Genomic DNA, 16,197 nt, shown 5'->3' on the forward strand with positions numbered 1-16,197 from the left:
GACGGCCGACACCGGGTCGAAGAGCTTGGCCTCCATCATCAGGCCGAAATAGAGGACGGCGAAGAGCAGCAGGGCCGCGGTGGGGGCGACGGTGTCCAGACCGCTCACGATCATGTCGCCGAGCTTGGCGCCCTTCCCCGCGAGGAGGGCGGCGGCGATCGGGGTGAGCATGATCGCGGTGAAGGCGGAGAGGTGCTTGCGCATCACGAGCAGCATGAAGCTGCCCAGAGTGGCGAAGCCGAGGACAGCGAGCATCATTGCTCCTTGGTGGAACCGACTGACCGGCTAACCGGTAAACCGGTTGGCCGGTAGGAAACTAGACTTCACAGTTGATCGTCAAGAGCCGAAGTGAGGGAATCCATGGCCGAACTCTCGAGAATCACGGTCGAGCCGCGGGAACCGCTGGCCGCCGAGGTCTCGCGCCGCCTCATCGAGTACCTGATGTCCGGCGCGGTGCAGCCCGGCGACCGCATTCCGTCGGAGCGCCGCCTCACCGAGATGCTCGGGGTCAACCGGCCCACCGTGCGCGAGGCCATCAAGTCCCTCGGATTCCTGGGCCTGTTGGAGATCCGGCAGTCCAGTGGGACGTACTTCCGCGGCCCCGACTCCGATGTGCTCTACCGCCTCTTCGAACTCGGCCTCGTACTGGGCGAGCGGGGCGCGAAGGACATGCTCCAGGCCCGTGCCGAGCTGGAGGTCGTCGTCGCGGGGCTCGCCGCCGAGGCGCGCGACGAGGCCGGGGTGGAACTGCTGCGGGCCCGGCTGGCGGCGATGCGCGAATGCCCCGACGCGGAGTTCGCCGAGGCCGACACCGCCTTCCATGCCGCGCTCGCCGAACTGGCCGACAACTCGGTCCTGCGGGACATGCTCAAGGGGATGCGCGCCATGATCCAGCGCGGCTGGGTCGAGCGCACCGGCGCCGTCCGGAGCCGCGAGGTGGCCTACGCCGACCATGTGCCGATCTTCGAGGCGGTCGAGAAGGGCGATCCGCAGGCCGCCCGGGCGGCGATGGCCCAGCACATGGAGGGCGCCTCGCGCCGCCTGCGGGAGGCGCTGGAGCAGCACGCCGCCGACTGACCGGCGCCGCCCGGCCCGGGCGTTTCCGTCGCTGTTCCCGAGTCCTGGGAACGGGGATCGGGGCGACCCTGTGTCCGGCGGTGGTCAACCGGTTGACCAGTTTACCGGTGATGCTTAGAGTGACGCCGCGGCACCGGACCAGCTGTGCCGCACGCCCGAAGGGAAGCCCGGTGCGCGACCATCCACCGCTGATCGCCATGATCCACGCCGTTCCGACGAGCGCCCGGATCGCCCAGGATGCTTTCGCCCAGGAGTTTCCCGAGGTCAGGCTGTGGAATCTGCTCGATGACCGGCTCCTGGACGACGCCCGCGCCGCCGGAGGGCTCGACACCCACCTGCGCCGCCGCATGCTGCGCCTGATCGAGCACGCCGTCGAGGGCGGAGCGCAGGGCGTGCTGCTCACCTGCTCCTCGTACGGCGATGTCGTCGACGCCGCCCGCGCGCGCTGGACGGTCCCCGTGCTGAAGCCGGACGAGTCGATGTTCCACGCCGCGCTCACCGGCCCGTACGACCGCTTCGCCATCGCCGCCTCCACCCCGCCGGCCGTATCGGCCGCCCTCGCCCAGCTCGACGCCCTGTCCGCCCGGCTGCGGCCCGGCCGCCCGGTCCGGATCGCCGCCGCGCTGAGCGAACCCGCCGCGACCGCGGCCACCCCTCGGGAGACCGCCCGCCACTTGGCCGACGCGCTGCGCACCTGCGGCGCCGACGACGTCCAGGCCGTGCTGCTCGCCCAGTACTCCCTGGCCCCGGCCGGTCCCGCGCTGTCCGAGCTGCTGGGCCTGCCCGTCCTGGACGGCGCCGTCGCCGCCGCCCGGGAGCTGCGCGGGGCCCTGGTGCCGCAGGCGTCGGCCTGACGTCCCCGGCCTGACCCGGCCACCCGCGACACCCTTCGCACCACCCCCCCCCGCACCAACCGACCGGAGAGGAACCGGACATGAGCACCACCTACCGCCTCGGCGTCCTGGAGGGCGACGGCATCGGCCCGGAGATCGTCCCGTCCGCCGTGGAGATCGCCACCGCCGCCGCCCGCACCACCGGTACGTCGATCGAGTGGGTCACCCTGCCGCTCGGTGCCGAGGCCATCACCACCCACGGCACACCGGTTCCCGACGAGACCAAGAGCGCGCTGGCCGACTTGGACGGCTGGTACCTGGGCCCGCACGACTCCGTGTCCTACCTCCGAACCGCACGCGTCAGGCGCTCAAACCTCTTCGGGCACCCTGCGCAAGCACTTCCAGCTGTTCGCCAACATCCGCCCGGCCAAGAGCTTCCCGGGTGCCGAGGCCGTCTGCGACAGCGCCGACCTGGTGATCGTCCGCGAGAACACCGAGGGCTTCTACGCCGACCGCAACACCTTCGCGGGCACCGGCGAGTTCATGCCCACCGAGAACACGGCGATCATGATGGGCATCATCACCCGCGAGGCCACCGAGCGCGTCGCCCGGGTGGCCTTCGACCTGGCCCGCTCGCGCCGCAAGAAGGTGACGATCGTCCACAAGGCCAACGTCCTCAAGCTCACCACCGGCCTGTTCCGCACGGTGTGCCGGGAGGTCGCCCAGGACTACCCGGACGTGACGGTCGACGACTTCCACATCGACGCCATGACCGTCCACCTGGTGCGCCGCGCCCAGGACTTCGACGTCATCGTCACCGAGAACATGTTCGGCGACATCCTCTCCGACCTCGCCGGGGAGATCTCCGGCTCGCTCGGCACCGCCCCGTCCATCAACGCCTCCGCCGACCGCGCCATGGCCCAGGCGTCCCACGGTTCGGCCCCCGACATCGCCGGGCGGAACGCCGCCAACCCCGTCGCGATGATCCTCTCCGGCGCGATGCTCTTCGAGCGGCTGGCCGCCCGCCACGAGGACCCGGCGGCGGCCAAGCTCGCGAAGATCATCGAGGCGGGCGTCGCCGAGGCCATCGCCTCGGGGACCTCCACGCGGGACCTCGGCGGCTCCGCGTCCACCACCGAGTTCACCGCCGCCGTGGTCAAGGCCATCGAAGCGGGCGCCGGACAGCGATGACCGTGCGCATCGGCTGCATAGCAGACGACTTCACCGGCGGCACCGACGTGGCGGCCGCGTTCCGGCGCGCGGGCCTGCGGACCGCGCTCGTCTTCGGCACCCCCGACGCCGCCACGCCGCTGCCCGCCGACTGCGACGCCGCGGTGATCGCCCTGAAGTCCCGCTCCGCCCCGGCCGCCGAGGCCGTCGACGCCTCGCTCGCGGCCCAGCGCTGGCTGTCCTCCCGCGGCGCGGCCCAGATCTACGTCAAGTACTGCTCCACCTTCGACTCCACGCCGAAGGGCAACATCGGCCCCGTGACCGACGCGCTCCTCGACGCCATGGGCGCCACCGTCACCCTGGCGTGCCCGGCCTCCCCGCCCAACGGGCGCACCGTGTACCAGGGCCATCTGTTCGTCCACGACCAGCTGCTGTCCGACTCCCCGCTGCGCCACCACCCGCTCAACCCGATGACCGACTCCTCGCTGCCGCGGCTGCTGGCAGCGCAGAGTCCGCACCCCGTCGGCCTGATCTCCCTGCCGACCGTCCGCCGGGGCGCGGACGCCGTCCGCGAAGCGCTCCTGGCCCACCAGCGCGACGGCGTACGGCATGTGATCGCCGACGCGCTCACCGACGACGACCTCGCCGTCCTCGGCGCCGCCGCGCACGAACTCCCCGTCGTCACCGGCGCGGCGGGACTGGCCGAGGGCCTCGGCCGCGCCCATCCGCGCCCGGACACCGCCACCACCGAACCGCCGCCACCCGGCGGCCGCGCCGCCGTGCTGGCCGGAAGCTGCTCGGCCCGCACCCTGGAACAGATCGCCCGGTTCCAGGCCGCAGGGTTGCCCTCGCATCACCTCGATGTGCTCGCGGCGGCCGCGGGCCGGGACGTCGTGGCCGACGCACTCGCCTGGTTCGACGCCCAGGACCCCGGCCTCCCCGCGCTCGTCCACGCCTCCGCCCCGCCCCACGAACTCGAAGAGGTGCAACGGGAGTTGGGCGTCGCGGAGGCGGCGGCCCGGGTGGAGGGGCTGCTCGGCGCGCTCGCCGCCGCGCTGGTCGACCGCGGCGTACGACGGCTCCTGGTCGCGGGCGGCGAAACCTCCGGCGCCGTCACCACCGCCCTGGACATCCGCACCGTCCTGGTGGGCGGGGAGGCCGACCCGGGCGTCCCCTGGACCCATGCCACCACGGCACACGGTGACCTCGCCCTCATGCTCAAGTCCGGCAACTTCGGCGCCCAGGACCTGTTCGTCCGCGCCCTCAAGGATGAAACGTGACCCCTTACGCCGACGAAGCGGCCGTCCGCGCGCTGATCGTGCGCACCGCCCGCTCCCTGTTCACCCGCGGTCTCACCCACGGCTCCACCGGCAACCTCTCCGTACGCCTCGCCGACGGCAGCCTCCTGCTCACCCCCACCGGCTCCAGCCTCGGCACGCTCACCGAGGACGCCCTGTCGCGCACCGACCTGAGCGCGCACCACCTCGACGGACCGCGCCCCACCAAGGAGGCGTTCCTGCACGCGGCGTTCTACCGGGCCCGGCCGGGCGCCCACGCCGTCGTCCATCTGCACTCCACACACGCGGTGGCCGTCTCCTGCCTCGCCGGTACCGACCCCGAGAACGCCCTGCCGCCGCTGACCGCGTACTACGCGATGCGCATCGGCACCCTCCCGCTGCTGCCGTTCCACGCACCCGGCGACAGCGGCCTCGAACCGCTCGCGGAGGAGACGGCACGCACCCATCACGCGATCCTGCTCGCCAACCACGGCCCGGTCGTCGCCGCGGCCAGCCTGGAGCAGGCCGCCGATGCCGTCGAGGAACTGGAGGAGACCGCCAAGCTCCACCTCCTGCTCCAGGGCCGCCCCACTCGTCCCCTCACCCCCGAGCAGGCCGCCGCCCTGGCTCCCTGAACAGGAGAAACATCCATGATCGACATCCCCTGCGGCGGCTGCTTCCCGCCCGCCGTCCTGCGCCCGGCCGAGCTGCCCGCCTTCACCCGTGGCGGCGGCGCCCGCACCATCCCCCTGGTCACCCAGGCCACCGGAGCGGAAGTGTTCCTCAGCGGCCAGACCCTCTTCGAGGGCGGCGCGGGCATCCCCCTGCACACCCACAACTGCCCCGAGAGCGTGACCATCCTCGAAGGCGACGCCATCGCCGAGATCGACGGCACCGAACACCACCTCACCCGCTTCGACACCACCTACGTCGCCGCCGACACCCCCCACCGCTTCCGCAACGCCTCGGCCACCGCACCCATGCGGATCCTGTGGATCTACGCCTCGGTGGATGCCACCCGCACTCTTGTCGACACGGGCGCCACCGCACGCGTCGACGCCGAGCACCGCGGCCGCGTTGACGGGTCATGAGCCGGGTTCTACCGTCACTGAAAGTTCTTGCGGTCCGCTTCTGTCACAGCGTCATGCCCCGCCACATCCATCGCGCGTCACGTCGACCGACGATCGGAGTCCGAGCATGTCCCAGACCCCCTCCCGCCGCCACGCGCTGCGGCTCGCGGCCGGAGCCGCGGCCGCCGCCCCGTTCGCGTACGGCCTGCCGCAAGCCCACGCCGCCCCGGCCGCCACCGCCCCCGCCGACCCGGCCAGTTGGTCCGTACGCCCCTTCCCGCTGGGCCACGTGGCCCTCGGCGACGGTGTCTTCCGCCGCAAGCGCGATCTGATGCTCGACTACGCCCGGTCCTACCCGGCCGACCGCATCCTGGCCGTCTTCCGCGCCAACGCCGGGCTCGACACCCGTGGCGCCCGGCCGCCCGGCGGCTGGGAGACCTCCGACGGCAATCTGCGCGGCCACTACGGCGGCCACTTCCTCAGCCTCATCGCCCAGGCGTGCGCCGACACGGGGGAGCCCGCACTGGGGACCAAGCTCGACTACCTCGTCGGCACGCTCGGCGAGTGTCAGCGGGCGCTGGCGGAGCACGGCACGCCGAGACCCAGCCACCCCGGCTATCTGGCGGCGTACCCGGAGAGCCAGTTCATCCTGCTGGAGAGCTACACCACGTACCCCACCATCTGGGCGCCGTACTACACCTGCCACAAGATCATGCGCGGTCTGCTCGACGCCCACACCCTGGCCGGGAACGAGCAGGCCCTTCAGATCGCCTCGCGGATGGGCGACTGGGTGCACAGCCGGCTCGGCCGGCTGCCGAAGGCCCAGCTGGAGCGGATGTGGTCCATCTACATCGCGGGGGAGTACGGCGGGATGAACGAGGTGATGGCCGACCTGTACGCCCTCACCGGCAGCCCGGAACACCTCGCCGCCGCCCGCTGCTTCGACAACACCGCGCTGCTGGGCGCGTGCGCCGAGGACCGCGACACCCTGGACGGCAAACACGCCAACCAGCACATCCCCCAGTTCACCGGCTATCTGCGGCTGTTCGACCACACGGGGAGACCGCGTACGCCGCCGCGGCCCGCAACTTCTGGGGCATGGTCGCGGGCCCCCGGATGTACAGCCTGGGCGGTACGGGGCAGGGGGAGATGTTCCGGGCCCGGAACGCCATCGCGGCCACCCTGGACGGCAAGAACGCCGAGACCTGTGCGACGTACAACATGCTCAAGCTGAGCAGGCAGCTGTTCTTCCGCGAACCGGACGCCGCGTACATGGACTACTACGAGCGCGGCCTGACCAATCACATCCTCGCCTCCCGACGGGACGCCCCGAGCACGACCAGCCCGGAGGTCACCTATTTCGTCGGGATGGGCCCGGGGGTGCGGCGCGAGTACGACAACACCGGCACCTGCTGCGGCGGCACGGGCATGGAGAACCACACCAAGTACCAGGACTCGGTGTACTTCCGCTCCGCCGACGGCACCGCGCTGTACGTCAACCTCGCCCTCGCCTCGACGCTGCGGTGGCCGGAGCGGGGCTTCGTCATCGAGCAGACGGGCGACTACCCGGCCGAGGGGGTCCGTACCCTGACGTTCCGCGAGGGCGGCGGGCGGCTCGAGGTGAAACTCCGGGTTCCGGCCTGGGCCACGGGAGGCTTCACCGTCACGGTCAACGGGGTCCGGCAGCGCGGCAAGGCGGTGCCCGGCAGCTACCTCACCCTGAGCCGGGACTGGCGGCGCGGCGACCGGATCCGGATCTCCGCCCCCTATCGGCTGCGCATCGAGCGGGCGCTGGACGATCCCGCCGTCCAGTCGGTGTTCTACGGGCCGGTCCTGCTGGTCGCCCGGAGCGGGGAGACGGAGTTCCGCCCGTTCTCCTTCTACAAGGACTTCACGCTCCGGGGCGATCTCGCCGACGCCATCGCGCCCGGTGACCGGCCGATGCACTTCACCACGCACGGCCTGACCCTCGCGCCGTTCCACCTCGCCGACGACGCCCCGTACCACGCCTACTTCAGGCGCGCGGAACCCGTCGTGGTGTTCGGCGCGACCGACTCCGGCGTACCGAACCGGGCGCGTGGCGACGGCCGGACCTTCCTCGATGTGCTCTGGGAGCAGGCCCCCTTCGCGACCTCCGGCCGTTTCGTCCGGGCGGTGCGCACCCTCGCCGACGCCTGGCTGTCCGAGGGGCGCTTCAGCCGCGCGGAGCGGGACAAGGTCGTCGCGGCCGCGGTCGGGGCAGATCTCAGGGGCGGGGAAGAGATCCGATGACGTGAGTTGACGGGTCTCGAAAGTTTCGTAATGCGGTGTCCTCTCTCGACAGGCGGGTCGGAATGCGCATCAATTCATCCGATCACTCAACTGTCGAGAGAGGGAACGCCCCATCATGCAGAGACCTGGCTTATCCGTCCGCGCCCTGGGCATCGTGGTCGCGACCGCCGCCGCCCTCGGCGTCGTCCTGGCCACCGGAACCGAGTCCTCCGCCGCCCAGTCCGCCGCCCGGTCCGCCGCCGCGCCCGCAACGCCTCCCGCCCCGCGCTCCTCCGTCGTCACCTGGGGCTCCAGCGCCTACCCGGCCGGAACCGCGACCCAGGACCTGACCTACCGGTTCGTCATCCACACCAGCGTCGGCGGCCGCGACCTGCGCATCCGCCTCTCCAACGCCTACGGCGACCAGCCGGTGACCTTCGGGCACGCCTACGCGGGCACCCGCGCGTCCGGCGCGGCGGTCGTGCCCGGCAGCAACGGGCGGCTGACCTTCCGCGGCGCGCCGTCGGTGACCGTACCGGCGGGCGGCGTCGTGTACAGCGATCCGCTGCCCGGCCGGGTCCGGCCGCAGTCGGACCTCGCGATCAGCCTCTACGTACGCAGCGCGGGCACCCTCGCGACCGGTCACAAGGGGGCCCGCGCGACCCAGTACGTCGCACCGGCCGGTGACCACGCCGCGGAGGAGGACGCCGCCGCGTACACCCAGCAGATCACCTCCTGGTACTACCTGGACGCGGCCGTCGTGCGGCCGCGCCCGGGCACCGGCGCCGTCGTCGCCTTCGGCGACTCGATCACCGACGGCTCCGCGTCCTCCACGGACACCAACCGCCGCTGGCCGGACTTCCTCGCCCGCCGTCTGCTCGCCGACCCCCGCTCCCGGCTCAAGGGCGTGGCCAACGAGGGAATCTCCGGCAACAAGATCCTCGCCGACGGCTCCGCCGAGAGCGCGCTGAAGCGGCTCGACCGGGATGTGCTCTCCCAGGCCGGGGTGCGCACGACGATCCTGTTGGAGGGCATCAACGACATCAAGGCCACGCCGGGCCCCACGGCCGATGATCTGATCGCGGGCTACCGGCAGATCATCGCCAGGTCCCATGCGCGCGGCGTCTGCGTGGTCGGGGCGACCGTCATGCCGTACGAGGGCTGGCGGGAGTACGAGGCCGTCGACGAGACGGTCCGGCAGCAGGTCAACGCCTTCATGCGCACCAGCGGTGAGTTCGACGCGGTCGTGGATTTCGACCAGGCCGTACGGGACCCCGAGGCGCCCGCCCGGATGCTGCCCGCCTACGACAGCGGCGACCACCTCCACCCCAATGACGCCGGTATGCGGGTGATGGGCGACGCCATCCCGCTCCGCGCCCTGCGCTGCGGCCGCTGACGCCCGCCGCCCCCGGTGCGCGCGCCGGGGGCTTCAACTCACGTCGCTACCGGGCATCTTGGCAACTCCCCGCCCGCCCCTTACCGTCACGAGCATCAGTGCAATGTCACACAGCGCCCTGTCGGTGGCCCAGCTCTCAGGCTAAGGGGGTGTCTTGCCGGTCATGCCGGGCTCCCGACGCCTGGCACGGCACCTCGCGGCCCCGCGCTCGTCGCGCGCAGCGCCGCTGCGCTCTCCTCACGCGGGTTGCGAGCCACCGCACCAGACGCCGCTCGCTGATCCGGCCTGACCGACAAGACACCCCCTGCCCCGAAAGAAGGCACAGTGAAAAGATCGCACTCTCGCCGGATCGCCACGCTGACCTCATCGCTGGCCCTGGCACTCACCGCCTGCTCCGGCGGCGGCCCGCAGGGCGCCTCGTCCGCGGCAGGACCCGGCGGCAAGGCGGCCAAGGGCGGCACCGTGCGCGTTCTGACCAGCGTGGCGTTCTCCCACCTCGACCCGGCCCGTGGCTTCGACGGCGGCGTGAACAACTTCTACCGCCTCATCTACCGCACCCTGACGACCCAGGGAGCGGCGCCCGGCAAGGGCGGTACGGCGATCCGGCCCGACCTCGCCACCGACACCGGCACCCCCTCCGACGGCGGCAAGACGTGGACGTTCACCTTGAAGAAGGGGCTCCGCTTCCAGAACGGCGACCCCATCACCAGCGCGGAGGTGAAGTTCGGCGTCTCGCGGGCCTGGGACCCCGAGATCGGCATCGGCTCCCCGTACGCCAAGCAGCTCATCGACGCCCCGGACGGCTACCGGGGCCCGTACGCCTCCGGCGACCTGCCCACGATCAAGACCCCGGACGCGCGGACGATCGTCTTCCAGCTGAAGAAGCCCTACGCGGACTTCGGCAGCGTCGTGGCCCAGCCCACGTTCGTCCCCTTCCCCAAGGACACCGGCGGCAAAGGGGAGTTCGACCGAAAGCCCATCGCCTCCGGCCCGTACCAGGTCGCCTCGTACAAGCGCGGCGCCTCGCTCACGCTGGACCGCAACGAGCACTGGGACCCCGGCACGGACACCGTCCGCAAGGCCCTGCCCGACCACTTCACCTGGACCTTCGGCCTGGACGGCGCCACGATCGACGAGCGCATGATCGCGGGCCAGGGGAACGACGCGAGCGCCATCGCGGGCGGATCCGGCATCCAGCCCGCCACCGTCGCCCGGATCCAGACCCCGGCGTTGCGCAAGCGCACCCTGAGCGGACTCACCGGCTGCACCACCTATCTGGGCCTGAACACCACCAAGAAGCCCCTCGACCGGGTCGCGGTGCGCCGGGCCATCGCGTACGCCGTGAACAAGGCGACCCAGGTCGACGCGGTCGGCGGCACGGCGAAGGCGCAGCAGGCCACGTCCATTCAGCCGCCGACCGTCGTCGGCCGGAAGAAGTACGACCCGTACCCCAGCGAGGGCGGCAAGGGCGACCTCGCGGCCGCCCGGCGGCTGCTCGGCGAGGCCGGAGCCCGGGGCGGCTTCACCCTCACCCTCGACATCCGCTCCCAGCCGTATATGCAGGCCCAGGGCGTGGCGATCCAGCAGGCGCTGGCCCCGCTGAAGATCAAGGTCACGCTCAACACCATCGACACCGCCACCTATTACGAGGCCATCGGCACCCCCTCCCAGCAGCACGACGCCGCGATCACCGGCTGGTGCCCCGACTGGCCGTCCGGCGCCACCTTCCTGCCGCCGCTGTTCGACGGCCGGCTGATCTCCGCCAAGGGCAACCAGAACCTGGCGCAGCTGGACGACAAGGGGGTCAACGAACGGATCGACGAGATCGCCGCCATGAAGGACCTCGACGCGCAGAACGCCGCCTACGGCGAGCTGGACGAGCAGATCATGAAGCTGGCCCCCATCGTGCCCCTGATGTACGAGAAGTACGTCGGCGTCGTCGGCGGCAACATCGCGGGCGCGTACCTCCACGCGGGCTTCTCCGGCGGCATCGACCTCGTCTCCGTCGGCCTCGCGGACCCGGACCGGTCCTGATGAGTGTCGTCGGCACACCGCTCCCGGACGCCGAGGCCCAGGGCCTGGCCACGAGCCAGGCGGCACCGCCGACTTCGGGCCGCCGCATCGCCGGCGCGCTGCGGCGCGACCGCGCCGCGGTGGCCTCCGCCGCGTTCCTCGGGCTGCTCTGCCTGGTGGCGCTGTGCGCGCCGCTGATCACCGCGCTCACCGGCTGGGGCCCGTACGCCTTCGACTCCTCCGCCGTCGACACCGGCCTCGGCGGGGTGCCCCGGGGCTCGTTCGGGGGCATCGGCTCCGAGCATCTCTTCGGCGTGGAGCCGCAGAACGGCCGCGACATCCTCGCGCGCATCGTCCACGGCGCCCGCGTGTCCCTCCTGATCGCCCTGTCCTGCACCCTGCTCACCGGGGTGCTCGGCGTCGTCCTCGGCATGCTCGCCGGGTTCTACCGGGGATGGGTGGATCAGGTGATCTCCCGGCTCATGGACTTCCTCATGGCGTTCCCCGCGCTGATCTTCATGATCGCGATCCTGTCCTCGCTGCCGACGGGGAACCGGGCGGTGCTGCTGGTGGTCGTCATCAGCGGTTTTGGGCTGGCTCGTATCTCGCCCGCGTCGTCCGGGGCCAGACGAGGGCGCTGGCCAGCCGGGAGTTCGTCGAGGCGGCCAGGGCGTCGGGGGCCCGCGACCGCGACCTGGTGTTCCGCGAGATCCTGCCCAATCTGCGCGGCCCGATCACCGTCATGGCCACGCTCGCCGTGCCCGGCTACATCGGTACCGAGGCCGGGCTGTCCTTCCTCGGCGTCGGCATCACCCCGCCCACCCCGTCCTGGGGCCAGATGATCGCGAACTCGGTGAGCTGGTACCAGGTCGACCCGATGTACTTCGTGATCCCGGGCGCGTTCCTCTTCCTCACGGTGCTGTCGCTGACCGTGCTCGGGGACCGGCTGCGGCACGCCATCGACGAGGGGGAGGCCGCCGCCTGATGATCCGCTACCTCATCGGACGGCTCGCCGGTGTCGTCCTCATCCTCTTCGCCGTCTGTCTGTTCACCTACCTCATCTTCTTCCAGCTCTCGCCCGATCCCGCGGTGATGATCTGCGGCAAGACCTGCACCGAGGAGCGGATCGGCGCCATCCGTGAGGCGCTGGGCCTCGACCGGCCCTTCCTCAGCCAGTTCGGGGCGTTCCTCGGCGGGATCTTCGCCGGGCGGGACTACGGCTCGGGCGCCACGCTCGTCCACTGCCCGGCGCCGTGCCTCGGCTACAGCTTCCAGACCGACGAATCCGTCTGGTCCATGATCACCGCACGGCTGCCGGTCAGCGCCACCCTGGCCGTCGGCGCCGCGGTGCTGTGGCTGCTCGTCGGGGTGGCCGCCGGGCTGCTCAGCGCCGTCCGGCAGGGCACTTGGTGGGACCGCGGGGCGATGGCCCTGGCCCTCGGCGGGATCAGCGTCCCCAACTATGTGCTGGCCCTGGTCCTTCAGTACGTGCTGGTCGTCAAGCTGGAATGGCTGCCGTTCCCCTCGGACGTCGCCTTCTCGGACGATCCGGCGCGGTGGTTCCAGTCGTATCTGATGCCGTGGATGGTGCTCGCGGCCGGATACGCCTGTCTGTACGCGAGGCTGACGCGTACGCAGGTGATCGAAACGCTGTCCGAGAACTTTCTGCGCACCGCCCGGGCCAAGGGGCTCAGTCGGCCCCTCGTCCTGCGCCGCCACGCGCTGCGGCCCGCGCTCACCCCTGTCACCACCCTCTTCGGGATGGACTTCGCGGGGCTGCTCGGCGGGGCCCTCATCACCGAGACCGTCTTCGGCCTCGGCGGCATCGGGAAGCTGGCCGCCGACTCCATCGCGAAGAACGACCAGCCGGTGATCATGGCGGTCACGCTGCTGGCGGCCTTCTTCGTGGTGGTCGGCAACGTGGTCGTGGACCTCGTCTACACGGCCCTGGACCCGAGAGTGAGGATCCGATGAGCGCACGTGCGGGGCTCCTCGTCGTGGAAGATCTCACCGTCACCCTGCCCACCACCCGCGGTCCCGTCGACGTCGTCAAGGGCGTCTCCTTCACCGTCGACAGGGACGACACCCTCGGCATCGTCGGGGAGTCGGGTTCCGGCAAGTCCATGACCAGCCTCGCCATCATGGGACTGCTGCCGCGCGGCGCGACGGCCACCGGCAGCGTCCGCCTCGACGGCGAGGAACTGCTCGGCCGCCCCGACCGCGAGCTGCGCCGGATCCGGGGCGACGGGATCTCCATGGTGTTCCAGGACCCGCTGTCCTCGCTCAACCCCTATTACACGGTGGGCCTCCAGATCGAGGAGGCGTACCGGGCCCACCGCGGCGGCTCGCGGAAGGCCGCCAGGGCCGTGGCCGTCGAGGCACTGACGCAGGTGGGCATCGCCGACGCCGAGCGGCGCGCGGGCCACTACCCGCACCAGTTCTCCGGCGGGCAGCGCCAGCGCGTCATGATCGCCACGGCGCTCGTCTGCTCCCCGTCCCTGCTGATCGCCGACGAGCCGACGACCGCGCTCGACGTCACCGTCCAGGCGCAGATCCTGCGGCTGCTCGCCGGGCTCCAGGAGCGGACCGGCACCGGGATGCTCTTCATCACCCACGATCTGGCCGTCGTCAGCTCCCTCGCACGGCGGATCCTGGTGATGCGCGAGGGCGACCCGGTCGAGTACGGGGAGGCCGAGCGGATCTTCTCCGACCCCCACCATCCGTATACGCGGGCGCTGCTGGAGAGCGTGCCACGCATCGACGACGACGCGGAGGTGTGGCTGTGAGCGCCTCGTCCGGCGAACCGCTGCTGAGCGCACGGGAGTTGACCAAGACGTTCACCAGCCGCGGCCCCGGCGGAGTGCTCGGCCGGAGGGTCGCGTTCACCGCCGTCGACCGGGTCAGCTTCGACATCCGCGCGGGGGAGACCCTCGCCGTCGTCGGAGAGTCCGGCAGCGGGAAGTCCACCACCGCCCGGATGGCCGCGAAGCTGATGGAACCGACGGGCGGCAGCCTGGAGTTCGCGGGCGAGGACGTCACCCGGGCCGAGGGGCCCGCCCTCGCCCGGTTCCGGAAGGACGTCCAGGTCGTCTTCCAGGACCCGTACTCCTCCCTCAACCCGCGGCACACCGTGGAACGCATCCTCATGGCCCCGCTGGACTACCAGGGCATCGCCCCCAAGGGCGGCAGGCGCGCCCTCACCAAGGAGCTGATGGAGCGGGTCGGGCTGGACCCCGACCACTCCCAGCGCTATCCCGCGCAGTTCTCCGGCGGGCAGGCCCAGCGCATCGGCATCGCCCGGGCGCTCGCCGTGGGCCCGCGGCTCGTCATCTGCGACGAGGCCGTCTCCGCCCTCGACATGTCCGTCCGGGCCCAGGTGCTCGACCTGCTGCGGCGGCTCCAGCGCGAGAGCGGCTTCGCATACCTCTTCATCGCCCACGACCTCGCCGTGGTGCGCCGCATCGCCCACCGGGTGGCGGTCATGAGCGGGGGACGCATCGTGGAGGCGGGCCCCTGCGAACGGGTCTTCGCCGACCCCCGGGACCCGTACACCCGCACCCTGCTGGCCGCGATCCCGCGCATCAACCCCGCCTGGGACCGCGCCCGCCGCGCACGTGCCGACCGAGCGAGCGACCCGTCCCAGGAGGCACCCCATGGCTGACCGGACCACCACCCCCGGCCGCTCAGGCCCCGTCCCCACCGAACCGGACCCCCGCCTGCCCCGGCTGGCCGAACTCCCCGGCTTCGCCGCGTACATGGGCGAGGGCTGGGCCGCCCCCGACCGCACGCCGCCCACCGCCCCCGGCGCACCCGAGGCCGCCGCCGCACACCGCGCCCGGCTGGGCGCGCGGTTCCCCGGCCGGGCCGTCGTCGTGGCCAGTGGCAGCGCGCCCGTACGCAGCAACGACACCCGCTACGACTTCCGCCCGGACAGCAACTTCTTCTGGCTCACCGGCTGTACGGCCGAGGACGCCGTCCTCGTCCTGCGGCCCTCCGGTACCGGACACGACGCCACCCTGTACCTGCCGCCCCCGGCCCACCCCGGCGAGCCGGGCTTCTTCTCCGACGCCACGTACGGCGAGCTGTGGGTCGGCGCCGCCCCCGGCCCCGGGGACTGGGCGGACGCGCTCCAGCTGGAGGTCCGCCCGGCCGGGGAGCTGGAGACCGCACTGACGGAACTCGCCGATCCCCTCACCGCTGGCCACTACCACGACAAGCCCTCGGCCGAACTGGAACGCACCCTCGCCGAACTGCGCATGATCAAGGACGACTGGGAAATCGGCCGCCTCCGCGAGGCCGTGGACCGGACCGTCTCCGGATTCGCCGCCGTGGTCGCGGAGTTCCCCACCGCTCTCGAAGGCCCCGGCGAGCGCTGGCTGCAAGGCACCTTCGAACGACACGCCCGCACCTACGGCAACGGCCCCGGCTACGCCACCATCGTCGGCAGCGGCGCCCACGCCCCCACCCTGCACTGGGTCCGGTGCGACGGCCCGGTGCGCCCGGACGACGTGGTCCTGCTCGACATGGGCGTCGAGACCCGCGACCTCTACACCGCCGACATCACCCGCACCTTCCCCGCCTCCGGCCGCTTCTCCGCCGCGCAGACCCAGGTCCACGACCTGGTCGAGCGGGCCCACCGCGCGGCCCTCGCCCAGGTGGGCCCCGGGAAGCGCTTCACCGACTTCCACCAGGCCGCGATGGAGGTCATCGCCCACGGCCTCCACGACTGGGACCTCCTCCCGGTCTCCGTCGACGAGGCCCTCTCCGACCGCGGCCAGCACCACCGCCGCTGGCTGGTCTGCGGCATCGGCCACCACCTCGGCCTCGACGTCCACGACTGCGCCCAGTCCTCGTACGACGCCTACCAGGGCGCCGAGATGGCCCCCGGCATGGTGCTCACCGTGGAACCCGGCCTGTACTTCCACGCCCACGACCTGACGGTCCCGCCGGAGCTGCGCGGCATCGGGATACGCATCGAGGACGACATCCTGGTGACCCCCGAAGGCTCCGAGGTGCTCTCGGCCGACCTGCCGCTGGACGCCGCGGACCTGGAGCGCTGGATGAGGAAGTCCGCTCCGGACTCTGGACAGGACTGAACAGGTATGGCTAGC

At 72.0% G+C, this 16,197-nt stretch carries 13 protein-coding genes and 4 pseudogenes; 16 read left to right on the top strand and 1 reads right to left on the bottom strand.

Annotated features, from left to right (window positions below; translation table 11 throughout):
- A pseudogene (locus tag SSOG_RS54340) lies at positions 1-258 on the bottom strand (damage-inducible protein CinA); the annotation flags it as partial.
- 102 nt (positions 259-360) lie between these two features.
- On the opposite strand from SSOG_RS54340, the gene SSOG_RS38870 reads away from it, so the two are divergent.
- The 16 genes and pseudogenes from SSOG_RS38870 to SSOG_RS38935 all read left to right on the top strand — a co-directional run bounded on the left by SSOG_RS38870 (position 361) and on the right by SSOG_RS38935 (position 16,182).
- Positions 361-1,077 carry a FadR/GntR family transcriptional regulator gene (locus SSOG_RS38870; protein WP_039939729.1) on the top strand — a complete coding sequence of 239 codons (717 nt, stop codon included), beginning with the start codon at positions 361-363 and terminating at the stop codon, positions 1,075-1,077.
- A gap of 170 nt (positions 1,078-1,247) precedes the next feature.
- On the top strand, positions 1,248-1,931 hold the full coding sequence (locus SSOG_RS38875; RefSeq protein WP_039939732.1) for an aspartate/glutamate racemase family protein: 684 nt from the start codon (positions 1,248-1,250) through the stop codon (positions 1,929-1,931).
- 80 nt (positions 1,932-2,011) lie between these two features.
- Positions 2,012-2,179 (top strand): annotated as a pseudogene (locus SSOG_RS57665) (isocitrate/isopropylmalate family dehydrogenase); the annotation flags it as partial.
- Positions 2,148-3,101: an isocitrate/isopropylmalate dehydrogenase family protein gene (locus SSOG_RS38880; RefSeq protein WP_281048151.1), complete on the top strand. Its 954-nt coding sequence runs from the start codon at positions 2,148-2,150 to the stop codon at positions 3,099-3,101. The pseudogene SSOG_RS57665 and the gene SSOG_RS38880, both read left to right, overlap by 32 nt.
- Positions 3,098-4,360: a 3-oxo-tetronate kinase gene (gene otnK, locus SSOG_RS38885; protein WP_009719800.1), complete on the top strand. Its 1,263-nt coding sequence runs from the start codon at positions 3,098-3,100 to the stop codon at positions 4,358-4,360. The genes SSOG_RS38880 and otnK overlap by 4 nt, the downstream gene beginning before the upstream one ends.
- On the top strand, positions 4,357-4,992 hold the full coding sequence (gene otnC, locus SSOG_RS38890; protein ID WP_009719801.1) for a 3-oxo-tetronate 4-phosphate decarboxylase: 636 nt from the start codon (positions 4,357-4,359) through the stop codon (positions 4,990-4,992). Before otnK ends, otnC begins: the two co-directional genes overlap by 4 nt.
- Positions 4,993-5,007: 15 nt before the next feature.
- Positions 5,008-5,448, top strand: a complete 441-nt coding sequence (locus tag SSOG_RS38895; protein WP_009719802.1) for a cupin domain-containing protein — start codon at positions 5,008-5,010, stop codon at positions 5,446-5,448.
- A gap of 106 nt (positions 5,449-5,554) precedes the next feature.
- A pseudogene (locus SSOG_RS38900) lies at positions 5,555-7,698 on the top strand (glycoside hydrolase family 127 protein).
- Between the two features lie 115 nt (positions 7,699-7,813).
- Positions 7,814-9,073, top strand: coding sequence for an SGNH/GDSL hydrolase family protein (locus tag SSOG_RS38905; protein ID WP_009719804.1), 1,260 nt, complete (start codon positions 7,814-7,816; stop codon positions 9,071-9,073).
- Between the two features lie 324 nt (positions 9,074-9,397).
- The gene (locus SSOG_RS38910) at positions 9,398-11,107 is read left to right on the top strand and encodes an ABC transporter substrate-binding protein (RefSeq protein ID WP_039939734.1); all 1,710 of its coding nucleotides are present in this window, start codon (positions 9,398-9,400) and stop codon (positions 11,105-11,107) included.
- Positions 11,107-11,607 (top strand): annotated as a pseudogene (locus SSOG_RS58010) (ABC transporter permease); the annotation flags it as partial. The gene SSOG_RS38910 and the pseudogene SSOG_RS58010, both read left to right, overlap by 1 nt.
- Entirely contained in the window at positions 11,541-12,071 is a 531-nt protein-coding gene (locus SSOG_RS57675) for an ABC transporter permease (protein ID WP_342634384.1), read from the top strand. The pseudogene SSOG_RS58010 and the gene SSOG_RS57675, both read left to right, overlap by 67 nt.
- Complete coding sequence (locus SSOG_RS38920) at positions 12,071-13,060, top strand: ABC transporter permease (protein WP_009719807.1); 990 nt, start codon at positions 12,071-12,073, stop codon at positions 13,058-13,060. Before SSOG_RS57675 ends, SSOG_RS38920 begins: the two co-directional genes overlap by 1 nt.
- The gene (locus SSOG_RS38925; RefSeq protein WP_009719808.1) at positions 13,057-13,872 is read left to right on the top strand and encodes an ABC transporter ATP-binding protein; all 816 of its coding nucleotides are present in this window, start codon (positions 13,057-13,059) and stop codon (positions 13,870-13,872) included. The genes SSOG_RS38920 and SSOG_RS38925 overlap by 4 nt, the downstream gene beginning before the upstream one ends.
- The gene (locus SSOG_RS57680; RefSeq protein WP_281048152.1) at positions 13,869-14,747 is read left to right on the top strand and encodes an ATP-binding cassette domain-containing protein; all 879 of its coding nucleotides are present in this window, start codon (positions 13,869-13,871) and stop codon (positions 14,745-14,747) included. The genes SSOG_RS38925 and SSOG_RS57680 overlap by 4 nt, the downstream gene beginning before the upstream one ends.
- Positions 14,740-16,182: an aminopeptidase P family protein gene (locus SSOG_RS38935; protein ID WP_009719810.1), complete on the top strand. Its 1,443-nt coding sequence runs from the start codon at positions 14,740-14,742 to the stop codon at positions 16,180-16,182. Before SSOG_RS57680 ends, SSOG_RS38935 begins: the two co-directional genes overlap by 8 nt.
- The last annotated feature ends 15 nt before the right edge of the window (positions 16,183-16,197 follow it).

The organism is Streptomyces himastatinicus ATCC 53653, assembly GCF_000158915.1.
Classification (GTDB): Bacteria; Actinomycetota; Actinomycetes; order Streptomycetales; family Streptomycetaceae; genus Streptomyces; species Streptomyces himastatinicus.

Excerpts from the sequence above, each read along its gene's own strand:
- SSOG_RS38870 (WP_039939729.1), top strand. The coding sequence starts at position 361 with ATGGCCGAACTCTCGAGAATCACGGTCGAGCCGCGGGAACCGCTGGCC.
- SSOG_RS57675 (WP_342634384.1), top strand. The coding sequence starts at position 11,541 with ATGGGTGGATCAGGTGATCTCCCGGCTCATGGACTTCCTCATGGCGTT.
- SSOG_RS38920 (WP_009719807.1), top strand. The coding sequence starts at position 12,071 with ATGATCCGCTACCTCATCGGACGGCTCGCCGGTGTCGTCCTCATCCTC.
- SSOG_RS38905 (WP_009719804.1), top strand. The coding sequence starts at position 7,814 with ATGCAGAGACCTGGCTTATCCGTCCGCGCCCTGGGCATCGTGGTCGCG.
- otnK (WP_009719800.1), top strand. The coding sequence starts at position 3,098 with ATGACCGTGCGCATCGGCTGCATAGCAGACGACTTCACCGGCGGCACC.
- SSOG_RS38895 (WP_009719802.1), top strand. The coding sequence starts at position 5,008 with ATGATCGACATCCCCTGCGGCGGCTGCTTCCCGCCCGCCGTCCTGCGC.
- SSOG_RS38935 (WP_009719810.1), top strand. The coding sequence starts at position 14,740 with ATGGCTGACCGGACCACCACCCCCGGCCGCTCAGGCCCCGTCCCCACC.
- SSOG_RS38925 (WP_009719808.1), top strand. The coding sequence starts at position 13,057 with ATGAGCGCACGTGCGGGGCTCCTCGTCGTGGAAGATCTCACCGTCACC.